At 71.0% G+C, this 20,114-nt stretch carries 18 protein-coding genes; 10 read left to right on the top strand and 8 right to left on the bottom strand.

What is annotated here, in order from left to right; genetic code table 11:
• Positions 1–117: 117 nt before the first annotated feature.
• Genes JNB50_RS21800 through lysA form a run of 4 tightly spaced genes read left to right on the top strand, consistent with a single transcriptional unit; the run spans position 118 to position 5,438 of the window.
• Positions 118–1,674 (top strand): aminotransferase class I/II-fold pyridoxal phosphate-dependent enzyme, encoded by a 1,557-nt coding sequence (locus JNB50_RS21800; RefSeq protein ID WP_208042230.1) that lies wholly within the window; start codon positions 118–120, stop codon positions 1,672–1,674.
• A gap of 59 nt (positions 1,675–1,733) precedes the next feature.
• Positions 1,734–3,230, top strand: a complete 1,497-nt coding sequence (locus JNB50_RS21795; RefSeq protein WP_208042229.1) for an amino acid permease — start codon at positions 1,734–1,736, stop codon at positions 3,228–3,230.
• The gene (locus JNB50_RS21790; RefSeq protein WP_243768799.1) at positions 3,227–4,123 is read left to right on the top strand and encodes a universal stress protein; all 897 of its coding nucleotides are present in this window, start codon (positions 3,227–3,229) and stop codon (positions 4,121–4,123) included. Before JNB50_RS21795 ends, JNB50_RS21790 begins: the two co-directional genes overlap by 4 nt.
• Before the next feature lie 55 nt (positions 4,124–4,178).
• Positions 4,179–5,438, top strand: coding sequence for a diaminopimelate decarboxylase (gene lysA / locus JNB50_RS21785; RefSeq protein WP_208042228.1), 1,260 nt, complete (start codon positions 4,179–4,181; stop codon positions 5,436–5,438).
• Here lysA and JNB50_RS21780 read toward each other — a convergent pair.
• Both JNB50_RS21780 and JNB50_RS21775 read right to left on the bottom strand, forming a co-directional pair.
• Entirely contained in the window at positions 5,392–5,637 is a 246-nt protein-coding gene (locus JNB50_RS21780; protein ID WP_307794836.1) for a helix-turn-helix transcriptional regulator, read from the bottom strand. The two genes, lysA and JNB50_RS21780, sit on opposite strands and share 47 nt — an antisense overlap.
• Positions 5,638–5,676: 39 nt before the next feature.
• A complete protein-coding gene (locus tag JNB50_RS21775) occupies positions 5,677–6,654 on the bottom strand; it encodes a YafY family protein (protein WP_208042226.1) in 978 nt (325 codons plus the stop codon).
• A gap of 100 nt (positions 6,655–6,754) precedes the next feature.
• Between JNB50_RS21775 and JNB50_RS21770 the strand changes: the two genes are divergently transcribed.
• Positions 6,755–7,228 (top strand): VOC family protein, encoded by a 474-nt coding sequence (locus tag JNB50_RS21770; protein WP_208042225.1) that lies wholly within the window; start codon positions 6,755–6,757, stop codon positions 7,226–7,228.
• Between the two features lie 36 nt (positions 7,229–7,264).
• Here the strand turns inward: JNB50_RS21770 and JNB50_RS21765 are convergent, their stop codons facing one another.
• The 6 genes from JNB50_RS21765 to JNB50_RS21740 all read right to left on the bottom strand — a co-directional run bounded on the left by JNB50_RS21765 (position 7,265) and on the right by JNB50_RS21740 (position 14,764).
• The gene (locus tag JNB50_RS21765) at positions 7,265–7,588 is read right to left on the bottom strand and encodes a hypothetical protein (RefSeq protein ID WP_208042224.1); all 324 of its coding nucleotides are present in this window, start codon (positions 7,586–7,588) and stop codon (positions 7,265–7,267) included.
• Positions 7,589–7,781: 193 nt separating this feature from the next.
• Positions 7,782–9,575, bottom strand: coding sequence for a sigma-70 family RNA polymerase sigma factor (locus JNB50_RS21760; RefSeq protein WP_208042223.1), 1,794 nt, complete (start codon positions 9,573–9,575; stop codon positions 7,782–7,784).
• 82 nt (positions 9,576–9,657) lie between these two features.
• Positions 9,658–11,247, bottom strand: a complete 1,590-nt coding sequence (locus JNB50_RS21755; RefSeq protein WP_208042222.1) for an SdrD B-like domain-containing protein — start codon at positions 11,245–11,247, stop codon at positions 9,658–9,660.
• 549 nt (positions 11,248–11,796) lie between these two features.
• Complete coding sequence (locus tag JNB50_RS21750; RefSeq protein ID WP_208042221.1) at positions 11,797–12,645, bottom strand: carboxylesterase; 849 nt, start codon at positions 12,643–12,645, stop codon at positions 11,797–11,799.
• Between the two features lie 146 nt (positions 12,646–12,791).
• Complete coding sequence (locus JNB50_RS21745) at positions 12,792–13,745, bottom strand: helix-turn-helix domain-containing protein (protein WP_208042220.1); 954 nt, start codon at positions 13,743–13,745, stop codon at positions 12,792–12,794.
• Positions 13,742–14,764, bottom strand: coding sequence for a LacI family DNA-binding transcriptional regulator (locus tag JNB50_RS21740; RefSeq protein ID WP_208042219.1), 1,023 nt, complete (start codon positions 14,762–14,764; stop codon positions 13,742–13,744). The genes JNB50_RS21745 and JNB50_RS21740 overlap by 4 nt, the downstream gene beginning before the upstream one ends.
• Before the next feature lie 179 nt (positions 14,765–14,943).
• On the opposite strand from JNB50_RS21740, the gene JNB50_RS21735 reads away from it, so the two are divergent.
• The 5 genes from JNB50_RS21735 (at position 14,944) to JNB50_RS21715 (ending at position 20,110) form a co-directional block, all read left to right on the top strand.
• A complete protein-coding gene (locus JNB50_RS21735; RefSeq protein WP_307794835.1) occupies positions 14,944–16,236 on the top strand; it encodes an extracellular solute-binding protein in 1,293 nt (430 codons plus the stop codon).
• 86 nt (positions 16,237–16,322) lie between these two features.
• Entirely contained in the window at positions 16,323–17,276 is a 954-nt protein-coding gene (locus JNB50_RS21730; protein ID WP_208042218.1) for a carbohydrate ABC transporter permease, read from the top strand.
• Positions 17,273–18,199, top strand: coding sequence for a carbohydrate ABC transporter permease (locus JNB50_RS21725; protein ID WP_208042217.1), 927 nt, complete (start codon positions 17,273–17,275; stop codon positions 18,197–18,199). Before JNB50_RS21730 ends, JNB50_RS21725 begins: the two co-directional genes overlap by 4 nt.
• A 4-nt stretch (positions 18,200–18,203) precedes the next feature.
• Positions 18,204–19,196, top strand: a complete 993-nt coding sequence (locus tag JNB50_RS21720; RefSeq protein ID WP_208042216.1) for a glycosyl hydrolase family 32 — start codon at positions 18,204–18,206, stop codon at positions 19,194–19,196.
• Positions 19,193–20,110 carry a carbohydrate kinase gene (locus JNB50_RS21715; protein WP_208042215.1) on the top strand — a complete coding sequence of 306 codons (918 nt, stop codon included), beginning with the start codon at positions 19,193–19,195 and terminating at the stop codon, positions 20,108–20,110. The genes JNB50_RS21720 and JNB50_RS21715 overlap by 4 nt, the downstream gene beginning before the upstream one ends.
• Positions 20,111–20,114: the final 4 nt, after the last annotated feature.

The following is a 20,114-nucleotide window of genomic DNA, read 5'->3' as shown; positions in this document are numbered from 1 at the left end:
CCCTGTCTGGATGCGGGTATGCCCACCCCTGCCGGGTGACCAGTGACATACAGTCTATGTGGGCTGGGCGAACTTCGGGGGATTCTGGCGACGGGGCACCAGCCTCACGATGGAGGAATGGCCCTCACCCACTCCTCTGCGATCGACGGCTCGCGTCCGCTCCCGTCCCCCGACCTCCGCCAGTGGGAGACGCCGTACGCGGACGCGCTGGAGCGCCACGCGGCACGCGGACCCGTTGCGTTGATGGTCCCCGGGCACGGCGGGGACGACCTGGGTCTCAGCGCCCGGCTCGCATCCTTCCTCGGGCCGCGCCCGCTGGAGCTCGACGTCCCGATGCTGCTGGACGACATCGACCTCGGCGAGGACTCGCCGCTCAGCCGCTCCCTCGACCTCGCGGCGGACGCGTGGGGGGCGCGGCGCACCTGGTTCCTGACCGGCGGCGCTTCGCAGGCCAACCGGATCGCCGCGCTGGCCGTTCGGGGGCTCGGCGAGAACATCCTTTCCCAGCGCAGCGCGCACTCCAGCTTCAGCGACGGCGTGCTCTCGGCGGGCCTGGTCCCGTCGTTCGTGTTCCCCTCGCTCGACATCGCGAACGGCGTCGCGCACGGCGTCTCGCCCGCCTCCCTCGACGAGGCCCTGACCTCCGCGGCCGGTGCCGGACGCCCCGCGGCCTCCGTCTACCTGGTCTCGCCGAGCTACTTCGGCTCCGTCGCGGACGTCGCGGGGCTGGCTCGGGTCGCGCACGCGCACGGCGCCCCGCTCATCGTCGACGGCGCCTGGGGACCGCACTTCGGGTTCCACCCCGACCTGCCGGAGTCGCCCGCCCGGCTCGGCGCCGACCTGGTGGTCTCGAGCACCCACAAGCTGGGCGGCTCCCTGACCCAGTCCGCCATGCTGCACCTCGGCCACGGCCCATTCGCCGACGCCCTCGAACCGCTCGTGGAGCGGGCGGTTTCGATCACCGCCTCCACCTCCACGTCGGCGCTGCTGCAGGCTTCGCTCGACATCGCGCGCCACTCCCTCGCCACCGGGGAGGAGCTGATCGGCCGGTCGATCGCTGCTGCCGACGCGTTCCGCGAGGCGCTGCGGGCCGATCCGCGCTTCGGCGTGCTCAGCGACGGGTTCGGCGCGTACGACGACATCGTCGCCGTCGACCCGCTGCGCGTCGCGATCGACGTGTCCGCGACCGGCGTGAGCGGTCACTGGCTGCGTCAGCGGCTCATCGACGCCGACGGGATCTTCTTCGAGATGTCGACGGCGACCACCCTCGTCGCCCTCATCGGCGCGGGCAAGACGCCCGATCTGGAGAGGGCGCACCGGGCGCTCGTGGCCGCGGCCGATTCGGCCCAGGCCGACGCCGAGCGGGCGGGAGGCGGAGCCGACGAGTTCCCCGCTCTGCCCGACGCCGGCCCGTTGCGGCTGCTGCCCAGGGACGCGTTCTTCGCCGACACCGAGCTCGTGCCGGCGGCCGAAGCGATCGGGCGCGTGTCGGCAGACACGCTCGCCGCCTACCCGCCCGGGATCCCGAACCTCATCCCCGGCGAGGAGATCACGGAGCAGACCGTGGCCTTCCTGCAGGCGGTCGCCGCCTCCCCGTCCGGCTATGTGCGCGGAGCCGTCGACGCCGGTGTCGAGCGGTTCCGGGTGACCAGCCGGGTGACCGGGCTCACCTGAGTCCGCACCGGAACCGCGCGGACTTCGCAACACCCCAACCATTCAAAGGAGACTGGTACATGCCCACAATCGCCCAGCAGCTGCTGCGCAGAAAGCCGACGACCCCTCCCGGGGCGGGCGAAGCGCACCTGAAACGCAGCATCGGCCTCTTCTCGCTCACCATGATCGGTGTCGGAGGGACGCTCGGCACGGGAATCTTCTTCATCCTGTCCCAGGCAGTCCCCGTCGCCGGCCCCGCGGTGATCTGGTCGTTCGTCATCGGCGGCGTCGTGGCCGGGCTCACCGCGCTCTGCTACGCCGAGATGGCCGGCGCGGTCCCCGCGTCCGGCTCGACCTACTCGTACGCGTACGCGACGCTCGGCGAGGGCACGGCCATGGCGGTCGGAGCCTGTCTGCTGCTCGAGTACGGCGTCTCAACGGCCGCCGTCGCCGTCGGCTGGTCGCAATACGTGAACCAGCTGCTGCAGAACCTCTTCGGCTGGCAGCTGCCGGTGCAGCTCTCCCAGGCACCGGAGCAGGGCGGCATCATCAACATCCCCGCTGTCATCGTCATCGTGCTGTGCTCGCTGCTGCTCCTGCGCGGGGCGCGCGAGTCCACGACGGTCAACAGCATCATGGTGATCGTCAAGATCGCCGTCGTGCTGTTCTTCTGCGCCATCGCCTTCACCGGGTGGAACAGCGACCACTTCCACAACTTCGCTCCGGCCGGATTCGCGGGCATCGTCGGCGGCGCCGGGATCATCTTCTTCTCGTTCGTCGGTCTCGACGCGGTGTCGACGGCCGGTGAGGAGGCCAAGAACCCGAAGCGGAACCTGCCGCTCGCGATCATCTTCGCGCTGGGCATCATCATCCTGCTGTACGTCGCCACCAGCCTCGCCGCCCTGGGCGCGCAGGCCCCGGAGAAGTTCGCGAACCAGGACGCCGGGCTCGCCGCGATCCTGCAGAACATCGTCGGCTCCAGCTGGCCGGGGACCGTCGTCGCGATCGGCGCGATCATCTCGATCTTCTCCGTGACGCTTGTCTGCCTCTACGGGCAGACGCGCATCCTGTTCGCCATGTCGCGCGACGGGATGATCCCGAAGGTGTTCGCGAAGGTCAACGCGCGGTCGATGACGCCGGTGCGCAACACGGTGATCGTGATGATCGCCACGAGCGTCCTCGCCGCTGTCGTCCCGATCGACTTCCTCGCCGAGATGACCAGCATCGGCACCCTGGTGGCGTTCCTCGTGGTGTCGCTCGGCGTCATCATCCTGCGCGTGCGGGAGCCGGAGCTGGAGCGCGGCTTCCGCCTGCCGCTCGGCTGGACCATCCCGATCCTGTCGATCGCCGGCTGCATCGCGATCATCACGCAGCTGCGCCTGATCACCATCATCGTGTTCCTGATCTGGACCGCCGTGTTCCTGGTCTTCTACTGGTTCTACGGCAGGAAGCACTCCACCCTGCAGACCGGGACTCCGGCGGTCGCCCCCGAGGCGCCGTACACGAGCAACTTCGCGCAGCCGAGCAAGAGCGAGATCCGCGAGGCCGCAGAGCGCAGGAAGGCGAACCGCAGATGAGCATCGTCGTCGGGGTGGATCCCGCGCACCGTTCCGCATCCGCGCTGCACCTGGCCGCGATGCTCGCACGCTCGACCGGGACCGATCTGGTCGTGGCAGCCGTCGTCCCGCCCGCGTGGCCGTCCACGGCCGGGGGCGCGGACGCCGAGTGGCGCGGCTACACGCGGGACAACGCCGACGGCGCCCTCGACCACGCCGCGGCGGTGCTCGGCGGGTCGATCGCGGCGGAGTACCTGCTCCACGAGGCGCCGTCCGCTCGTCGTGGGCTGGTGGAGCTCGCCGAACAGCGCGAGGCGTCGATGATCGTCGTCGGCTCTGCGGTGGCCGGGCAGCCGGGGCGGATCGCGCTCGGGTCCGCGAGCGACACGCTGCTGCACGCGTCGCCGGTCCCCGTGGCCATCGCGCCTCGCGGCTACCGCACCGAGGCGGGCTCACGCGTCAGCCGGGTGACCGCCGCCTACCGCGGAACCGGAGCGTCCACGCCGCTCGTGCTCGGCGCGGCCGGAGTGGCCGCGGCTGCGGGCGCCGACCTGCGGGTCGCCTCCTTCGCCGTCGTGCCCCGCGACTCCGGGACGTCGGGTGCCGGGCTCGACGCCGACCAGGCCATCGCGGACACCTGGGCGGCCGACGTCGAGAAACACGCGGCGTCGCTGGTCCGCCAGGTGACCGAGCTGCCCGACGCCCCCGAGGTCACCGGCGTCGCCGTAGGACGCGGTGAGTCGTGGGAGGCAGCGCTCGCGGACATCGGCTGGGAGCGCGACGAGGTGCTGGTCGTCGGGTCGAGCACGCTCGGCCCGATCGCGCGGGTGTTCCTCGGCTCGCACGCTGCCAAGATCCTCCGCAACTCGCCCGTGCCGGTCGTCGTCGTCCCGCACGGCCTCGCCGAACGCTGACGCGGCCTCCGCTCCAGCAGTTCCGCCCGATCCACCCCGACCGAGAGACCCAGCCATGCCGCATCCCCTCCTCGACCTCTTCCCCGACAGCGCGACCGTCGACCCCGACGGCACCCTCGTGGTCGCCGGCTGCCGGGTCGACGACCTCGCCCGGGAGTTCGGCACGCCCGCGATCGTCGTCGACGAGGGCGCCCTCCGCGCCAGAGCCCGGGAGTACCGCACGGCCCTCACGTCGCGTCGTCCGAACGCGCGCGTGGTCTTCGCGTCGAAGGCGTTCCCGGCCACAGCCGTCCAGCGGGTCATGGTGGAGGAGGGGCTCGGCCTGGACGTCGCGGGCGGCGGCGAGATCCTCGGCGCCCTGCGTGCCGGCGTGGACCCGGCGCTCGTCGTCATGCACGGCAACGCCAAGACCACCGAGGAGCTGCGGATCGCGGTGGAGGCCGGCATCGGGCTCGTCGTCGTGGACAACGAAGACGACGTCGACCGCCTCGAACAGCTGGTCGCCTCGGGGAGTGTGCAGCCCGTCCTCGTCCGCGTCGTCCCCGAGGTCGCGTCGTCCACCCACCCCAGCGTGCAGACCGGCCAGGTCGGCTCCAAGTTCGGGCTCACGGCCGGCGCAGCGCGCCGCCTCATCGCCCGGATCGAGGCGAGCCCGCTGCTCGAGCTGCGCGGGGTGCACGCCCACGTCGGTTCGCAGATCATGGACCCGGCGGAGCTCGCAGCGGCGGTCGAGCCGCTGGCCGCCCTCGGCACGTTCCCGGTGTACGACCTCGGCGGCGGCCTCGGCGCCCGCTACACCACCGCCGACCGGCCCGCGAGCGTCGACGAGTACGTCGAAGCCCTGCTCGCCGCGGGCGACGAGCACCTGCCCGCCGACGCGGAGCTGATCATCGAGCCGGGCCGCAGCCTGGTGAACGGTTCGGCCTTCACCCTCTACACCGTGACCACCGTGAAACGCGACGCCCGCACCTTCGTCGCCGTCGACGGCGGTATGGGCGACAACCTCGAGGTCGCCCTGTTCGGGCAGCGCTACGAGGCCGTCCTCGCCGGGCGCCTGAACGACGAGGACGCGGAGGACGTCGTCGTGGTCGGGAGGCACTGCGAGTCGGGGGACGTGCTGATCGACCCGCTGCGCCTGCCCGCCGCCCGTGTGGGCGACCTCCTCGCCGTGCCCGCCACCGGCGCGTACACGCACACGATGGCGAACAACTACAACGGCTACCGCCGCCCGCCCGTCGTGTTCGCGCGCGACGGCGAGGCACGGGCGGTCATCCGGCGGGAGACGTGGGAGGACCTGTTCGACCGGGACGTGTGAGAGCGCCCAGCGCTCCCGGGAGCTCCCGCCGAGAGGTGATGCCGAGCTTCCGGACCACCTTCCGCAGGTGGTAGTCGACGGTGTTGGGGCTGATGTAGAGCTCGCCGGCGATGGCGACGTTGGTCGCCCCGCGCGCCGCGCGCTCGGCCATGCGGTACTCCTGCGGCGACAGCAGGCCGTGGATTGTGGCGTGGCACACTGTGGGGGTGCGTTCGGGCGCCCTCGAGAACGGGCGGACCTACCGCCCCACCCTCGCCCCCGCCGCATACCGCTCCGCGAGCGTCCGGAACGCCGCGGCGAGCTCGGGCGGCCCGACGACCTCCATGGGGACGCCGAACCTCCCGAAGGACGCGGCCAGCGCCTCCCATGACCAGGAGCCGGCTTCGAGGCGGCACCGGTGCTCGTCGAGCGGCTCGATCGTTCCGTCGCCGGCGAACGGTGCGACGTCGCGGGCGGGACGGTGGAGGATCACGGTGCCGCGGCACGGCCACTCGTCGACGTCGGATCCGCGGAAGCGCGCCGAGACGAAGGCGTCGACGTCGCCCCCAGGAGCGGTGCGCGGGGTGAAGCGTGGGCCGTGCGGGGTCCGCGGGTGGATCCGGTCGACGCGGAACAGGCGCCAGGCGTCGCGGTCGAGGTCCCACGCGACGAGATACCAGCGCCCCTGAGAGGTGACCAGGTGGTGCGGTTCGGCTCGGCGCGGGGGAGCCGAGACCCGGTCGTCGCCCGTGTCGGCCCCGTAGTCGAAGCGGAGGACCTGCCGGTCGCGGATCGTGCCGGAGAGCGTGACGAGCAGGTCCGACGGGGCGCCGGCAGGCGCGGGGTCGCCGGGGCGGCCGACCGCGGTGACCTCGAGCGCGTCGAGCCGGTGCCGGAGGCGGGAGGGCATCACCTGGCGGATGGTGCCGAGGGCGCGCGCCGCCGCCTCCTCGAGCTGTGCTCCCACCCCGGGTGCGGTTCGCAGGGCGACGGCGATGGCGACGGTCTGGTCGTCGTCGAAAAGCAGTGGCGGCAGCTCGCTGCCGGCGGCCAGCCGGTAGCCGCCGTCCGGACCCATCGTGGCCTCGATGGTGTAGCCCAGTTCGCGCAGACGCTCGATGTCGCGTCGGACCGTTCGGTCGCTGACCTCCAACCGCGAGGCCAACAGGGGACCCGGCCATTCGCGCCGCGTCTGCAGCAGCGACAGGAGGCCGAGCAGCCGGGCGGTCGTCGTCATGCGCCCCAGGCTAACCGAGGTCTAGGACAGAAACCGACCTACACGGCTGACAGCGTTGAGCTGTCGGCCGATCGGGCCGGCGTTCGACAGAGGAGCTCAGATGACCATCCAGACCACACCCCACCTCAACTTCCGCGGAGACGCCCGCGCTGCGCTGGAGTTCTACCGCGACGTGTTCGGCGGCCATCTCGTCGCCACGGCCTACTCCGACGTGGGCATGCCCGCCGATGTCCCCGGCGCCGACCGGATCGTGTTCGGACTCGTCGCGGCCGAGAACGGATTCCGGGTGATGGCCTACGACATCCCCGGCGAGAGCGGGGGCACGATCGCCGGCGGCGGGTCGACGCGTCGCGAGAACAACGTCACGATCACCGATCAGGCCCTCTTCGTCTCGATCGGCGCGGACACCCTCGACGAGCTCCAGGGCTACTGGGACGGGCTGGCCGCGGGGGCGGTGATCGTCGAGCCGTTGGCGGCCTCCGCGTGGAGTGCCGGGTTCGGAATGCTCACCGATCGCTTCGGCGTCACCTGGAGCGCCACGGTCACCGCCGACGCCGGGGACGCGGCCGACTGACCGCGCCCGGCGGCTCTATACCACTGCGAAGTCGGGTCACGGCAGCTGCCCGAACCACCACCCGGTGTGCGCGACGACCGCGTCGGGCATCGGGCGGGCGCCGCCGATCATCGGCGCGACAAGCAGGCGGTAGCCGTGCTCCGTGACCTCCAGGTCGAGGAGGTCGGACAGGGCGGCGCGGTTCGCAGGCATCGACGCCAGCACGTCCGTGCCGACGAGCGCGACCAGGAACCGCGCGGTCAGCGCGACGGGAGATGCCGTGGTTTCGGCGTGCCGGCGGTGGAGGCGGGGGAGGGAGGACGGGTGAGCGTGGGCTTTCGGCGCGTTCGGGAGCGCGGTCGAGGGGACAGAGGTCGACATCGGTTCTCTTCGGGTAAGCGGACGTGGTCGGGTGGCGTCGACGTGCCCCGCGCGGAGGTTCGGGTCATCAGCGCGAGGCACGTCGTTGAAGAGACGCGTGGACCCCCGAACGATGACGCGGGTTTCATAAACTCACTCTGCGTTTCACCCCGGGTTTCACCCCGAGGTGGGAAATCGACGGCTCCCGGGGTCCTCACTGCACGATGATCGGGACGTCGGTCACCAGTCCGTGCCTCTGTCCGTCCTCGTACGCGGCGCCGATCCGCCGCGGTCCGACGATGATCGAGACGTAGCTGCCCGAGCCGTCGCCGCTCCCGTCGAGCACGAAGGTGTAGCCGGACGCGTGGCCGTCGGCGTAGACGCGGACCGTCGCGCCGACGAGCCCGTGGACCTGCACGGAGACCGTGCCGACGCCACCGGAAGCCGTGACCTCCGGCACCATCACCGTCCCCGTGGTCGCCGGGGAGGCGGGGGAGGTGACACCTGCCGTGGTGCCGGTCGCGCCGGTCTGCGTCGCCGTGATCGAGAAGTCCGGTCGGACGGTCGTCAGCTCCGCCGAGGTCCACGCGCCCGCGGCGTCGGCGGTGAGCTCGGCCACCTTCGCACCGTGGTCGAAGAGCGTGACGGTCGCGCCCGGACCGGCCGTGCCCGACACGATCGGGGCGAGGAGGCCGGCGTAGAGGCCGGTTCCGGTGTCGACACCGGAGATCGTGGGTGCGTCGAGGGTCGGCGTGGTCGGCGTGGTCGGTGTCGTCGGCGTCGTCGGCGTGGTCGGTGTCGTGGGTGCGGTGGGTGTCGTCGGCGCGGTCGGTGTGGTCGGCGGTGCAGGCTGCTGTTCGACGGCGACGGCCGGTGCGGCCGGGGCCGGGGCCGGGGCGACCACGGGGGCGACCGGGGGTTCCGGTGCGACGGGCGCGGGCGGCGCCGCGGTCGCCGTCGGTGCCGGGATCGCCGGTGCCGGATCGGCGGGCGGCGCCGGCTCGGTCGCCGGGCCCTGCGCCGAGGGGTGCGCGCTGCGGCCGAAGAGGCTCTCGGCGATCCCCGGCGCGATGACGAAGCCGAGCGCCACGGCGGCTGCGATCGCCGCGCCGGTGACGCCGAGCGCCCAGCGGGTGGAGGTCGAGGTCGCCGAGCCGCTCTGCGACGAGGTCCCAGACGGCTCCGCGACTCCGTCCGGGCCGAGCGCATAGGCCGCCGAGCCCGCGCCGCCGTGCAGCCACGCGGTGTAGGCGGTGGCCCCGGCGACACCGGCGACGAGGGGGAGCAGCACGAGGCCGAGCCGCGAGCCCACCTCCTCCGCTTCCGCAGCGACGATGCTGCAGCGGGCGCAGTCGGCGAGGTGGGCGTCGATCCTGGCCGTCTCCCGTTTGGTCGTCTTCTTCCTGGCGTAGGCGCCGAGGTGGTCGATGGTCCACCGGTGCTCGGAGTCGGCGGCCACGGTGGCGAGGTGCGCCTGGATCCACGCCTGCCGCAGGCCCTCCCGCGCGCGGTAGGCGAGGGCGGCGACTGCGCTCGCGCTCATACCGAGCAGCGGCGCGATGTCCTTGGGCGACATCTCCTCCACCTCGCTGTACCAGAGCACCTCCTGCCATCGGCTCGGGAGGCTGCGGAACGCCCGGGCGGTCAGCGAGCGGTCGAGCGCGGCGACGGTCGCGTCCTCCTCGAACGACGGGTCCTCCAGGGCGTCGGCGTCCTCGAGCGGCGTCTCGCGCCGCGATCGGCCCCAGGAGGTGGCGATGTTGCGGATCGTTGTGAAGAGGTACGGCCGGAACGCACTGGTCGGGCCGCCTCCCGACTGGATCGCCGTGAGGATCTTCGCGTACGCCTCGGCGGTGATGTCCTCCGGGTCGGACGTGGAGGTCGCCGACCGTGCGACGACGGCGCCTGCGCGGTTGTGCCGTTCCCAGAGCACGCCGAAGGCGTCGTTGTCGCCGCCGCGGACGAGCTCGATCAGCTCCACGTCGGAGAAGGAGTCGTACGACGTCATTCCCGTTCCTCTCGGATCCTCGAAACTAACAAATCCGAGGGACGCCCGCACACGGGCGTCCCTCGGAGGGTGGTCGGAGCGATCAGCCGTGCAGCTGGCCGCGGTGGGCGGGCCGGCGTCGCCGGCCGAGCAGCACCCCGCCCAGGCCGAGCGCAAGCAGCACGACGGCAGCGACGATCGGGAGTGCGATGTCGGATCCGGTGTGCGCGAGCGCCACGGGGTCGCCGGTGCCGGCGGCGGCCGGGTGGGCGGGGGTCGCCGGCGGGTTGGGGACGACCTGGCCGCCCGGGGTGGTCGTGGCCGGGTCGGTCGGCGTCGGCGTGGACGTCGGAATCGCGTGGAACCCGAAGTCGAGCGTGAGGTCGGAGGCGCCGTCCGTGGTCAGGTCGGTGGACTCGGCGGTCCACGTCGACGAGTCGCCCTGGGTGTCGCCCACGTGCTCGCGGGTGGGTGTGAGCCCGTCGAGTGCCTTCGCCGACGCGGTCCGGTCGATCGTGACCGTGTAGTGCTGGCCGGCCGGGAGGACGGGGAGGCCGGAGAAGAGGTACTTCCCCTGGGCGTCGGTCACGGTGGGGCCCACGACCTGCCCGCCGACGCCGGTCACCGGCGCGCCGGTCGGTCCGGTCAGCTTCAACGTCACGCCCGGGATGCCGTGCTCGCCGGCGTCCTGGCGTCCGTTCGCGTCGGTGTCCAGCCACACGTAGTCCCCGACGGAGACGGACTGCGTCCCGCCGCCGACGCCGCCCGCCGCGGTGCGCTTGATGGTCTGGGTCTTGGTCCACGTCTGCCCTGGGGCCGTCACGGTGACGGCGTTGGAGTAGTTGCCGAGGCTCTGATCGGTGATGGTGCCCTGGTAGCGGACGTCGATGAACTCGTTCGGCGCGATCCGGTCGAGCACGATGTGGAGCGATGCACCCGCGCAGTCCACGGTGTAGCGGTAGGGATCGACCGCGGTGGTCGGGGTGCCTCCCGCGAGGCTGCCGCGCGTGGTGATCCGGATGGTGGCGCAGTCGATCGCGCTGCCGGGGCCGATCTGGTCGACGATGTCGATGGGGCCGGTGAATCCGGTGGGGTTGCCCGGCAGCTCGACCAGCCAGTTGATGTTGTCCTTGGGATCGCGGGTGCCCTCGTACGAGCCGTCGGCCCAGCCTGCGCCCTTCCAGAGTCCGCGCTGCGTGGGCGGGGTGGACGGCTGCGAGGTGCCGGGGTCCGTGGGCTTCGGGGTCGGCTTCGGGGCGATCTCCACCGTCGTGACGCTCGTGCCGAACGTGAGCACGACCGGCCCTCCGGTCTCGGTGACCACGCTGTGATCCCACTGCGCGGTGAGGAAGCCGGATCCGGCCACCGAACGGTGCGACGCGACGTAGTCGGTGAGTGTGAAGACCACGGTCTTGCCGTTCCACGCGGCAGTGGCGACCGGGCTCCCGTCCGCGGCGGCCAGGGTGAAACGGGCGAGGCTCGCGGCGTTCAGGGCGTCGGGGAGTTGCAGGGAGAACGTGTCGCCTGGCGTGCTGCCGTCCGGGACGGCCCAGGTGAAGTCCAGGCGGAGGCGCTCGCTGTAGCCGTACGACGACTTGTCGGTCTTCACGCTCGTGATCGCTCCGGGGATCTCGGCGGCGTTCGCGGGCGCCGCGAGGGCCGCCAGCCCCGTGAGTGAGAGGAGGACGGCCACCAGCGATGCGATAATCCGCTTCGGCCAGGGGGATTTGGCGGCTCGGGTGCCGCGCAGGGCAGGGTGATGCATCTCGGGTTTCACTGCTTTCGGGTAAGCGGTCCTTCCGGGGCGCGACGAACACGCCTCGGAAGAACGGGACAACGCCCCTCCTCGACAGCCGCACGCATTCGGGGCGTGAGGGAGCCGCGACGGCTTCGGGGGCCGTCGCAACGGAGGGGTACTTTCGCGTGGTTCACCTGAGAGACGTGGTCACCCCTCCGTTATGACGCGACGTCGGGGTGATTCTCAGGGTGAATACCTGCCGAGACGACGGTGGGACCTCCCGCCCTCCCGATTGGATGGGCCTGCGCAGGCGAATCCATCGTCCGCGCCACAGCGAACGAGTGGGTCCTCTGCCCACCAGGGCGGAGACGGAATGCGCACGAGCAGCGCCATGCGGACACTCGGAGCGGGTCGCCGGACGGCGATGAGCCCCGGCGTGAGACGGTCGGTCTCGCACCGGGGCTCTCGCGCGGGGTTCAGGTCAGGCGCGCCAGGTAGCGCCGATCAGACGAAGCGGTCGATGAAGGTCAGCGCCGTGTCGGCGACCTCCCGCCATCCCGAGTCGATGGTGAGCGAGTGGCCGCGGTCCGGGATCGTGACGAACTCGGTGACGCCCGGGTTCTTCGACTGGAGCTTGTAGCTGGCGTGGGTGATCGCGAGCGGGACCGTGTGGTCCTTCTCGCCGCCGATGATGAGCAACGGCCCCCGCTCCGGGTTCTTGGTGTCGACCTGCGTCTCTCCGCCGAACGGGTTGAAGTTGGCGAAGGCCGCCTGGAAGAGCGGCACCCCCGCGGCCGGCACGTGGTACGTGTCGTAGAGGCGCCTGCCCTCTTCTTGGCTGAGGTTGTTGACCCACCCGTACTGGAACTGCTCCCAGGTCAGCGTGACCCCGCGGCCCGCGTTGGCCGGATTGGTCAGGACGGGAGCGGCGGACTTCAGGGAGGATGCGGGCAGGGGCAGCACACCCTTGAACGGTGCGTTGTCGATCGCGACCGTGACGGAGGCCGCCCCGACGCCGGCGATCTTCTGCGCGATGAGCCCGCCGAAGGAGTGCCCGATGACGACGGGCGCGCGGTCGAGCGCGGCGATGGCGTCGAGGTAGTGATCCGTGACCTGCTGCACCATCTTGCGGGCGAAGGCCTCCGGGTGCTCTCGAGCCTCCTGGACGGTCGCAGGGTCGTCGGGCCAGCCCGGGGCGAGGGTGACGTACCCGAGGTCCTCGAACAGGTCGCGCCAGGACTGCCAGCTGCTGGAGAGGAGCCAGAGCCCATGCACGAACACGACCGGGGTGCGGTCGGTGTCGTTGGCCCGCGCGACTTCGGCGCGCTCCCACTCGGCGAGGGTGTCGGTCATGTCGGGTTCCTTCCGGTCGGTGGACGCGTTCCGCCGCGTCACAATGGTCCGAATCTGCCAGCCGCGGCCCCACGGGACCGGTCCGACCGTGCACGACTCCCGACTCACCGTGCACGCCGCGATCGCGCTGGCCCGCTGTCCGGCGGTCAGTCCCGTGCGGAGTGGGCGGACCGCCAGTCCGACGGGCCGACACCGAACTCGGCCCGGAACCGTCGGGCGAAGTGGCTGGGATCCCGGAAGCCGACCCGGTAGGCGATGGTCGTCACCGACAGGGCGTCGGGTCCGGTGCGCAACAGGAGGTCCCGTGCGGCGCGCAGGCGCTCGACGATGATGGTCTGCTCCACCGAGAGCGACCCGCGATGGAACAGCTTGTAGAGCTGCCGCAGCGAGACATGGTGCGCCGCCGCGACCGCTGCGGGCGTGAGTCCGGGATTGTCGAGGTTCTCCCGGATGAACCGGAGGATCGTCTCGACGAGCTCGGCTTCGCCGGAGTACGGACCCTCCGAGTGCCGATCGACGGCGGACAGGACCAACGCGCGCACCAGGGCGAGCGTCGACTGCGCGACCTGCTCGCCGGCCGTTGTGCCCTCGAGCCCGGCACGATTCCTGCTGAGGAAGACCATCTGGTTCCGGACGAGGTCGTAGAGCGGGCTGGCCGCAAGGGCGGGCGCCGCCGCGCCGATCACACCGGCCGGGATTCCGAGCACATCGTGCGACATCCGGATCGCCAGGGCGCCGCCGACGCCCTCCCACTCGACCGAGTAGGCGGTGAGGCCGTCGTTGAGCGCCAGCTCGCCCGGCCGGACGAGCACCTGGCGCCCGGCCTTGTCGTATCGCAGCTCGTTACGGCACTGCACGGTCAATGAGACGAGGTTCTCGCCCGCGCTGTCGAAGTGGGCCGACGTGCGACGGAGCGACAGGCCGGTCGCATCCGAGGCGAAGAAGCTGACGTTCTCGCACTCCCACACATCCATGCGGCACCGACGAGCGCCGTCCGCCGTCCCGAGGGCGACCTCGATGGCGCCCACACCCGAGAACGCGGCCTGCAGCGCGTCGGTGCGCTCACGGACCGGGTGATCCTCGGTGTCGAAGACGATCATCCGTTCACGACCGCGACCGAGTCCCGTTCCACCACCGGCATCGGGATGAGGTGCCGCGCGGGCGTCCTGTCGCCCGCGAGCGCCAGCTCCATCGCCTTGCGGCCCATCTGCTCGTAGGGGATCCGCGCGGTCGAGAGCGACGGGCGCAGGATGGAGGCGAGCACGTCGTCGTCGAAGGAGACGATCGAGACGTCGTCGGGGATGCGCACGCCGGCCTCCTGGAACGCCTGGTAGACGCCGAAGGCCACATTGTCGTTGAGGCAGATGAGCCCGGTGACGTCGGCGCCGCTCTCGAGCAGTTCGCGGGCCATCCGGTAGCCGGCCTCCGGCTCCCAGTGGCGCTCGTGCAGGTCGGCCACGAGCTCGATGGAGTTGTCGGCGAGCACGCCGTCGATCCCGGCGAAGCGGTCGAGGATCGTCACCGACTCCTCCGGGGGGAGGATCTCCGGCGCGATCCGGCCGAGCAGCGCGATCCGGCGATGGCCGGCGTCGAGGAGCAGTTGCGTCATCGCGGCCCCGGCGGCCCGTTCGTCGGGCAGCACGACGGGGTACTCGGTCGCCGTCGTCGCGTTCAGCATCACGACCGGGATGTCGTCGGGCAGCGGGGGCAGGCCGACTCGGCGGGCGGCCATCGACCCGAAGACGAGGCCGGCTGCCCGGCGGTCGACCATCGCGTCGAGGGCGTCGCCGAGCCGCTCGGGGTGGTGGCCGGTCTCCGCGATCAGCACCGTGTGCTCGTGGTCCTCTGCGACATCGAGGAGGCCCCGGATCATCGCAGAGGCGTAGCGGGTGAGCGTGACGTCGTCGGACACGAACCCGATGATCGGCGATTTGCCGAACCGGAGTGTGCGTGCCGCGGGGTTCGGCCGGTAGTTGAGCTCCTCGGCGATCCGCCGCACGCGCTCGGCCGTCTCGGGGGAGAGGCGCGTACCCGGGCGGTCGTTCAGGATCAGGCTGACGGCCGCCTTGGACAGGCCGGCTCGCCTGGCGACGTCGGCGATCGTCACCCTCTCCGGCATGCCGACCTCCTTCGCTCTGCGGACCATTCAAGCAGGAGATTTTCCCGCCGCGCTTGCGCAGGCCTCATCCTATTGCTATTTTCTACCTTGCTAAACGCGTTTAGCAGCAAGCTAAACGCGTTCAGCATCGCCCGCACCACGCGGGACGACGATCACACATCCAACGGAGGATCACCATCGTGAGGAAGACCATCAGCCGGGCGCTCATCGCCACGGCCGTCGTCGCGGCCACCGCGGCGCTCACTCTCACCGGCTGTGCCAAGGGCGGCGGCGGCACGGGCACGTCCGGCGGCCAGCTCGTCATGTGGACGCACAACGCCGGCAACTCGGCGGAGCTGTCGGCCATCGAAGCCATCGTCTCCGACTTCAACAAGTCGCAGTCGAAGTACACGGTGAAGGTCCAGGCCTTCCCGCAGGACTCGTACAACCAGTCGGTCACCGCGGCTGCCGCCTCCAAGAAGCTGCCCTGCATCCTCGACATCGACGGCCCCAACGTGCCGAACTGGGCCTGGGCCGGCTATCTGGCGCCGCTCACCGGGATGGACTCGACCCTGTCGAAGTTCCTCCCGTCGACGGTCGGGACGTACGACGGCAAGACCTACTCGTACGGCTTCTACGATGTCGCGCTCGCGATGATGTCGCGCAAATCCACGCTGGAGGCCGCCGGCATCCGCATCCCGACGGTCGACCAGCCGTGGACGGAGGCGGAGTTCCAGCAGGCCCTCGACAAGCTGAAGGCGTCCGGCACATTCCAGTACCCCGCCGACTTCTCCACCGGGCTGACCGGCGAATGGTGGCCGTACGCCTACTCGCCGTTCCTGCAGAGCGCGGGTGGCGACCTGATCGACCGGAACGGCTACAAGACCGCCGACGGCGTCCTCAACGGAGCGAAGGCGGTCGACTGGGCGAAGTGGTTCCGCGGTCTCGTCGTGAGCGGCGACATCTCCGCCAAGTCCGGCACCGACCCCGTCGCGGACTTCGTGAACGGCAAGACCGGCATCCTCTACGACGGCGGCTGGGCCGCCGAGCAGGTCCGCGCGCAGTTCAAGGACGACGCGGTCTTCCTCCCGTCGGTGGATCTGGGCAACGGCCCGAAGATCGGCGGCGCCTCCTGGCAGTGGGGCGTCTCCAAGACCTGCTCCGACTCCGCCGGCGCCCTGGCGTACATGAAGTTCGCCGCGGCCGACAAGTACGTCGCAGCGGTCGCCACGGCGACGGGAACGATCCCGGCGACGGACGCCGCCGCCGCGATGGTCCCCGGCTACCAGGCGGGCGGCGAGAACGCGATCTTCCGCGAGTTCTCGAAGAAGTTCGCCGAGGTGCGCCCGGTGACCCCCGGTTATCCGTTCATCGCCACCACCTTCACGAAGGCCGCGCAGGACATCATCAACGGCGCGGACCCGAAGTCGACCCTCGACCAGGCGGTCAAGGACATCGACGCCAACCAGAAGTCGAACAACTACTTCAAGTAGCCGCCGCCTTCAGCAACCGCTGGCCCGGTCCGGGCGGCGCCTCTCCCCGCCCGGACCGGACCAGTCGACAGACAAGGACGTCACTCATGAGCACCATCGCCAAGCCGGCGCCGCAACGCAGCGCCGTCGCACCCGCCCCGCGCAGGCGGACGAGGACACGCGTCGTCGGAGGCCGCAAGGAGGCCGCCGTCGGCTGGGTCATGCTCCTGCCCGCTGCCGTCCTGATCGTCACGTTCCTGCTGGTCCCGATCGGCCTGACCTTCGGGCTCGCGTTCACCAACGCCCGCCTGGTGTCGCCCGAGCCCGCGCAGTTCGTGGGCATGGACAACTTCGTCGCCCTCTTCACCGACGACACCTTCTGGGCGTCGCTGCGCAACACGATCATCTTCACCGTCGTGATCGTGCCGCTGCAGTCCGGCCTCGCGCTCGTCCTGGCGCTCCTGGTCAACACGAGGACCCGCGGGACGACGTTCTTCCGCACCGTGTTCTTCCTCCCCGTCGTCACCTCCATCGTCGTCGTGTCGATGCTCTGGCTGTTCATGTACCAGAAGGACGGCCTGATCAACGTGCTGCTGGCGAAGATCGGCATCCAGGGGCCGGACTGGCTCGGCGATCCGCACTGGGCGCTCCTGGCGATCATCCTCATGTCGGCCTGGCAGGCGATGGGCTTCCACATGATCATCTGGCTCGCCGGCCTGCAGACGGTGCCGGCCGAGCTCTACGAAGCGGCGTCGCTCGACGGCGCCACCCGGTGGCAGCAGTTCGCCCATGTGACGTGGCCCGGTCTGCGGGCCACGCGCACCTTCATCCTCATCACGATCACGATCGCCGCGTTCGGTCTCTTCACCCAGGTGCAGATCATGACCCAGGGCGGCCCGCTCAACTCCACGACCACGCTGGTCTTCCAGGCGGTGCGCAGCGGATTCCAGCAGCAGCAGACCGGCTACGCGTCGGCCATCTCCCTGGTGTTCTTCGTGCTCGTGCTCGCGGTCACCCTCATCCAGCGATTCCTCACCCGCGACAAGGAGGCCCGGCGATGAGCGACACCATCCGCGACGTCGCGGACATCGACACCCCGCACGCCATCGAGCCGGACCGGAGGCGACGTTCGGTCTGGCGCCCTGCGCTGACGCTCGCGGTCAAGATCGTGCTGGCGCTCGTGTTCGGCCTGCCGCTGGTCTTCATGATCGTCTCGAGCTTCAAGCCGGACGCGCAGATCTTCCACGACCTCGACGGCATCCAGGCGTTCCTGCCGGTCGGCCACCTCAGCGTCGACAACTACCTGGGCGTGTTCGACCGGGTGCCGTTCGCGCAGTTCCTGTTCAACTCCATCCTGATCTCGGTGCTGACCGTCGGCCTCGGACTGATCGTGAACTCTCTGGCGGCGTTCGCGCTCTCCCGGATGCGGATCCCGGGCGGCCGGATCGCCCTCGGCGTGATTCTGGCGACCTTGATCGTGCCGTTCGAGGTCATGGCTCTTCCGCTGCTGTGGGAGGTCAACCAGCTGCCGTACTTCGACGGCACCCAACTCGTCCAGGGCTGGCTCGACACCTACACGGTGCAGATCGTGCCGTTCATCGCCAACGCGTTCTCGATCTTCCTCTTCTACCAGTACTTCGACTCCATCCCGAAGGAGCTGGACGAGGCGGCGCGCGTCGACGGCGCCGGCTGGTTCCGCATCTACCGGAGCATCATCATGCCGCTGGCCGGCCCCGCGGTGGCGACCGTCGCGATCCTGACCTTCCTGCCCGCCTGGAACCAGTACCTGTGGCCGCTCATGGTCACCCAGAGCGAGGCGGTGCGCCCGGCGATGGTCGGCATCGACTACTTCAAGCAGCTCAACACCTCGTGGGGTCAGATCATGGCCTACGCGAGCATCATCACCGTTCCGGTGCTGGCGCTGTTCGTGGCGTTCCAGCGCTCGTTCGTCAACTCCATCGCCTCGCAAGGGCTGAAAGGCTGACCGTATGTTCGTCCTCCCCGACAGCTGGGTGTGGGATTTCTGGCTCGCCGACGACGGGGACAGGTACCACCTGTTCTTCCTGTACGCGTCGAAAGCGCTGAAGGATCCGGACGCCAGACACTACCGCGCCTCCATCGGACACGCCGTCTCCGACGACCTGGTGAACTGGACCCGGGTGGTCGACGCTCTGGTGCGCGGCGACGCCCCCGCCTTCGACGAGCTCGCCACCTGGACGGGCAGCGTCGTGCGCGGCGACGACGGCCTCTGGCGCATGTTCTACACGGGCACGGCGCTCAGCGAGGGCAGCAACGTGCAGAGCGTCGGAGTGGCGACCTCGCCCGACCTCTACGACTGGACGAAGAGCGAGCGGAACCCCGTCCTCGCCGCCGACTCGCGGTGGTACGAACGCCTTGCCGACGGATACTGGCACGACGAGGCCTTCCGCGACCCGTGGGTGTACCGCGACGAGCGCGCGGGCGCCTGGCGGATGCTGGTCACCGCGCGTTCCAACCACGGCCGGCCCGACGATCGCGGCGTCATCGCGACCGCCCTCTCCGACGACCTGGAGACCTGGGAGCTGCAGCCGCCGCTCAGCGAGCCGGGAGGCGGCTTCGGCCAGCTCGAGGTGCTCAACACGGCCGAGATCGACGGCGAGAGCGTGCTCTTCTTCTCCTGCCTCGCCCCGGACCTCGCCGAGGAAAGGCGACGCACGGGCACCACGGGCGGCATCTGGACGGTCATCGCCGATGCCGACGGCCGGTGGGATCCACGACGGGCGCAGCTACTGACCGGCGACGACCTGTACGTCGGTCGCGTCATCCGCGACCGCGTGACGGAGCTGCCCCTGTTCCTGGCGTTCGAGAACACCGCGCCAGACGGGTCGTTCGTCGGCGCCATCGCCGACCCGCGTTCGATCTCCGTCCGCGACGGCGAGGTCGTGCTCGGCCCTCCGGCACGCGCGGAGTCCTGCGGCTCCGCCGTCGCCGCCGGTCGATGAGCGCGGCGCACGCGACCGACGTCCTGGTGATCGGCGAGGCGCTCGTCGACGTGTTCACCGGGCCGGGTGGAGCGCACGAGGCGTTCGGCGGCAGTCCGGCCAACACGGCCCTGGCGCTCGGCCGGCTGGGCCACCGGGTGAGGCTCGCCACCGCCATCGGCCGCGATCGGCGGGGGGAAGGGCTCACGGCCTGGCTGGCCGCCTCCGGCGTCACCGTCGAGTCGACGGACACGGCACGCACGGCGACGGCGGAGACCGTCCTCGCGCCCGACGGGTCGGCCGACTACGCGTTCGACATCGCCTGGGACGTCGACCTGTCCGGCGTCGCTCCTTCCCCGCTCGTCCACACCGGCTCCATCGCCGCCGTGCTCGAACCGGGAGCCGATGCCGTCGAGCGCTACCTGCGAAATGTGCAGTCGACCTCCACCGTGAGCATCGACCCGAACATCCGCCCGTCGCTCGTCGGCCCGGGCGACCGCGTCCGCATCGAGCGCCTGCTCGCGCTCGCCGACGTGATCAAGCTCAGCGACGACGACCTCGCCTGGCTCGCACCGGGGAGCTCGCCACGAGCTGCGGCATCACGCTGGCTGGAGGCCGGTGCGGCGCTCGTCGTGGTGACCAGGGGTGCGCGAGGTGCGCTGGGCTTCTCGCACAGTGCGCGCGTCGCGTGCGCAGCCCACCGGGTCGAGGTGGTCGACACGGTGGCCGCCGGCGACACGTTCACGGCAGCGCTGCTCGACGGGCTGGCGTCGGAGGGGCTGATCGGAGCGCAGCGACGGAACGCCCTCCGCGAGATCGGAGTCGACGCACTCGAACGTGTCCTTTCGCGCGCCGCCGTGGCGTCGGCGGTCACGGTCGGGCGCCGCGGCGCGAACCCGCCGACACGCGAGGAGCTGGCGGCCGCCGGAGGGTGACGGC

Origin of the sequence: Leifsonia sp. TF02-11, assembly GCF_017565305.1 — a bacterium.
Taxonomy (GTDB): Bacteria; Actinomycetota; Actinomycetes; order Actinomycetales; family Microbacteriaceae; genus Leifsonia.
This window is presented reverse-complemented; position numbering and strand designations above follow the sequence as displayed.

Coding starts and splice junctions, on each gene's coding strand:
- JNB50_RS21800 (WP_208042230.1), top strand. CDS start 118: ATGGCCCTCACCCACTCCTCTGCGATCGACGGCTCGCGTCCGCTCCCG.
- JNB50_RS21795 (WP_208042229.1), top strand. CDS start 1,734: ATGCCCACAATCGCCCAGCAGCTGCTGCGCAGAAAGCCGACGACCCCT.
- JNB50_RS21790 (WP_243768799.1), top strand. CDS start 3,227: ATGAGCATCGTCGTCGGGGTGGATCCCGCGCACCGTTCCGCATCCGCG.
- lysA (WP_208042228.1), top strand. CDS start 4,179: ATGCCGCATCCCCTCCTCGACCTCTTCCCCGACAGCGCGACCGTCGAC.
- JNB50_RS21775 (WP_208042226.1), bottom strand. CDS start 6,654: ATGACGACGACCGCCCGGCTGCTCGGCCTCCTGTCGCTGCTGCAGACG.
- JNB50_RS21770 (WP_208042225.1), top strand. CDS start 6,755: ATGACCATCCAGACCACACCCCACCTCAACTTCCGCGGAGACGCCCGC.
- JNB50_RS21765 (WP_208042224.1), bottom strand. CDS start 7,588: ATGTCGACCTCTGTCCCCTCGACCGCGCTCCCGAACGCGCCGAAAGCC.
- JNB50_RS21760 (WP_208042223.1), bottom strand. CDS start 9,575: ATGACGTCGTACGACTCCTTCTCCGACGTGGAGCTGATCGAGCTCGTC.
- JNB50_RS21750 (WP_208042221.1), bottom strand. CDS start 12,645: ATGACCGACACCCTCGCCGAGTGGGAGCGCGCCGAAGTCGCGCGGGCC.
- JNB50_RS21745 (WP_208042220.1), bottom strand. CDS start 13,745: ATGATCGTCTTCGACACCGAGGATCACCCGGTCCGTGAGCGCACCGAC.
- JNB50_RS21740 (WP_208042219.1), bottom strand. CDS start 14,764: ATGCCGGAGAGGGTGACGATCGCCGACGTCGCCAGGCGAGCCGGCCTG.
- JNB50_RS21730 (WP_208042218.1), top strand. CDS start 16,323: ATGAGCACCATCGCCAAGCCGGCGCCGCAACGCAGCGCCGTCGCACCC.
- JNB50_RS21725 (WP_208042217.1), top strand. CDS start 17,273: ATGAGCGACACCATCCGCGACGTCGCGGACATCGACACCCCGCACGCC.
- JNB50_RS21720 (WP_208042216.1), top strand. CDS start 18,204: ATGTTCGTCCTCCCCGACAGCTGGGTGTGGGATTTCTGGCTCGCCGAC.
- JNB50_RS21715 (WP_208042215.1), top strand. CDS start 19,193: ATGAGCGCGGCGCACGCGACCGACGTCCTGGTGATCGGCGAGGCGCTC.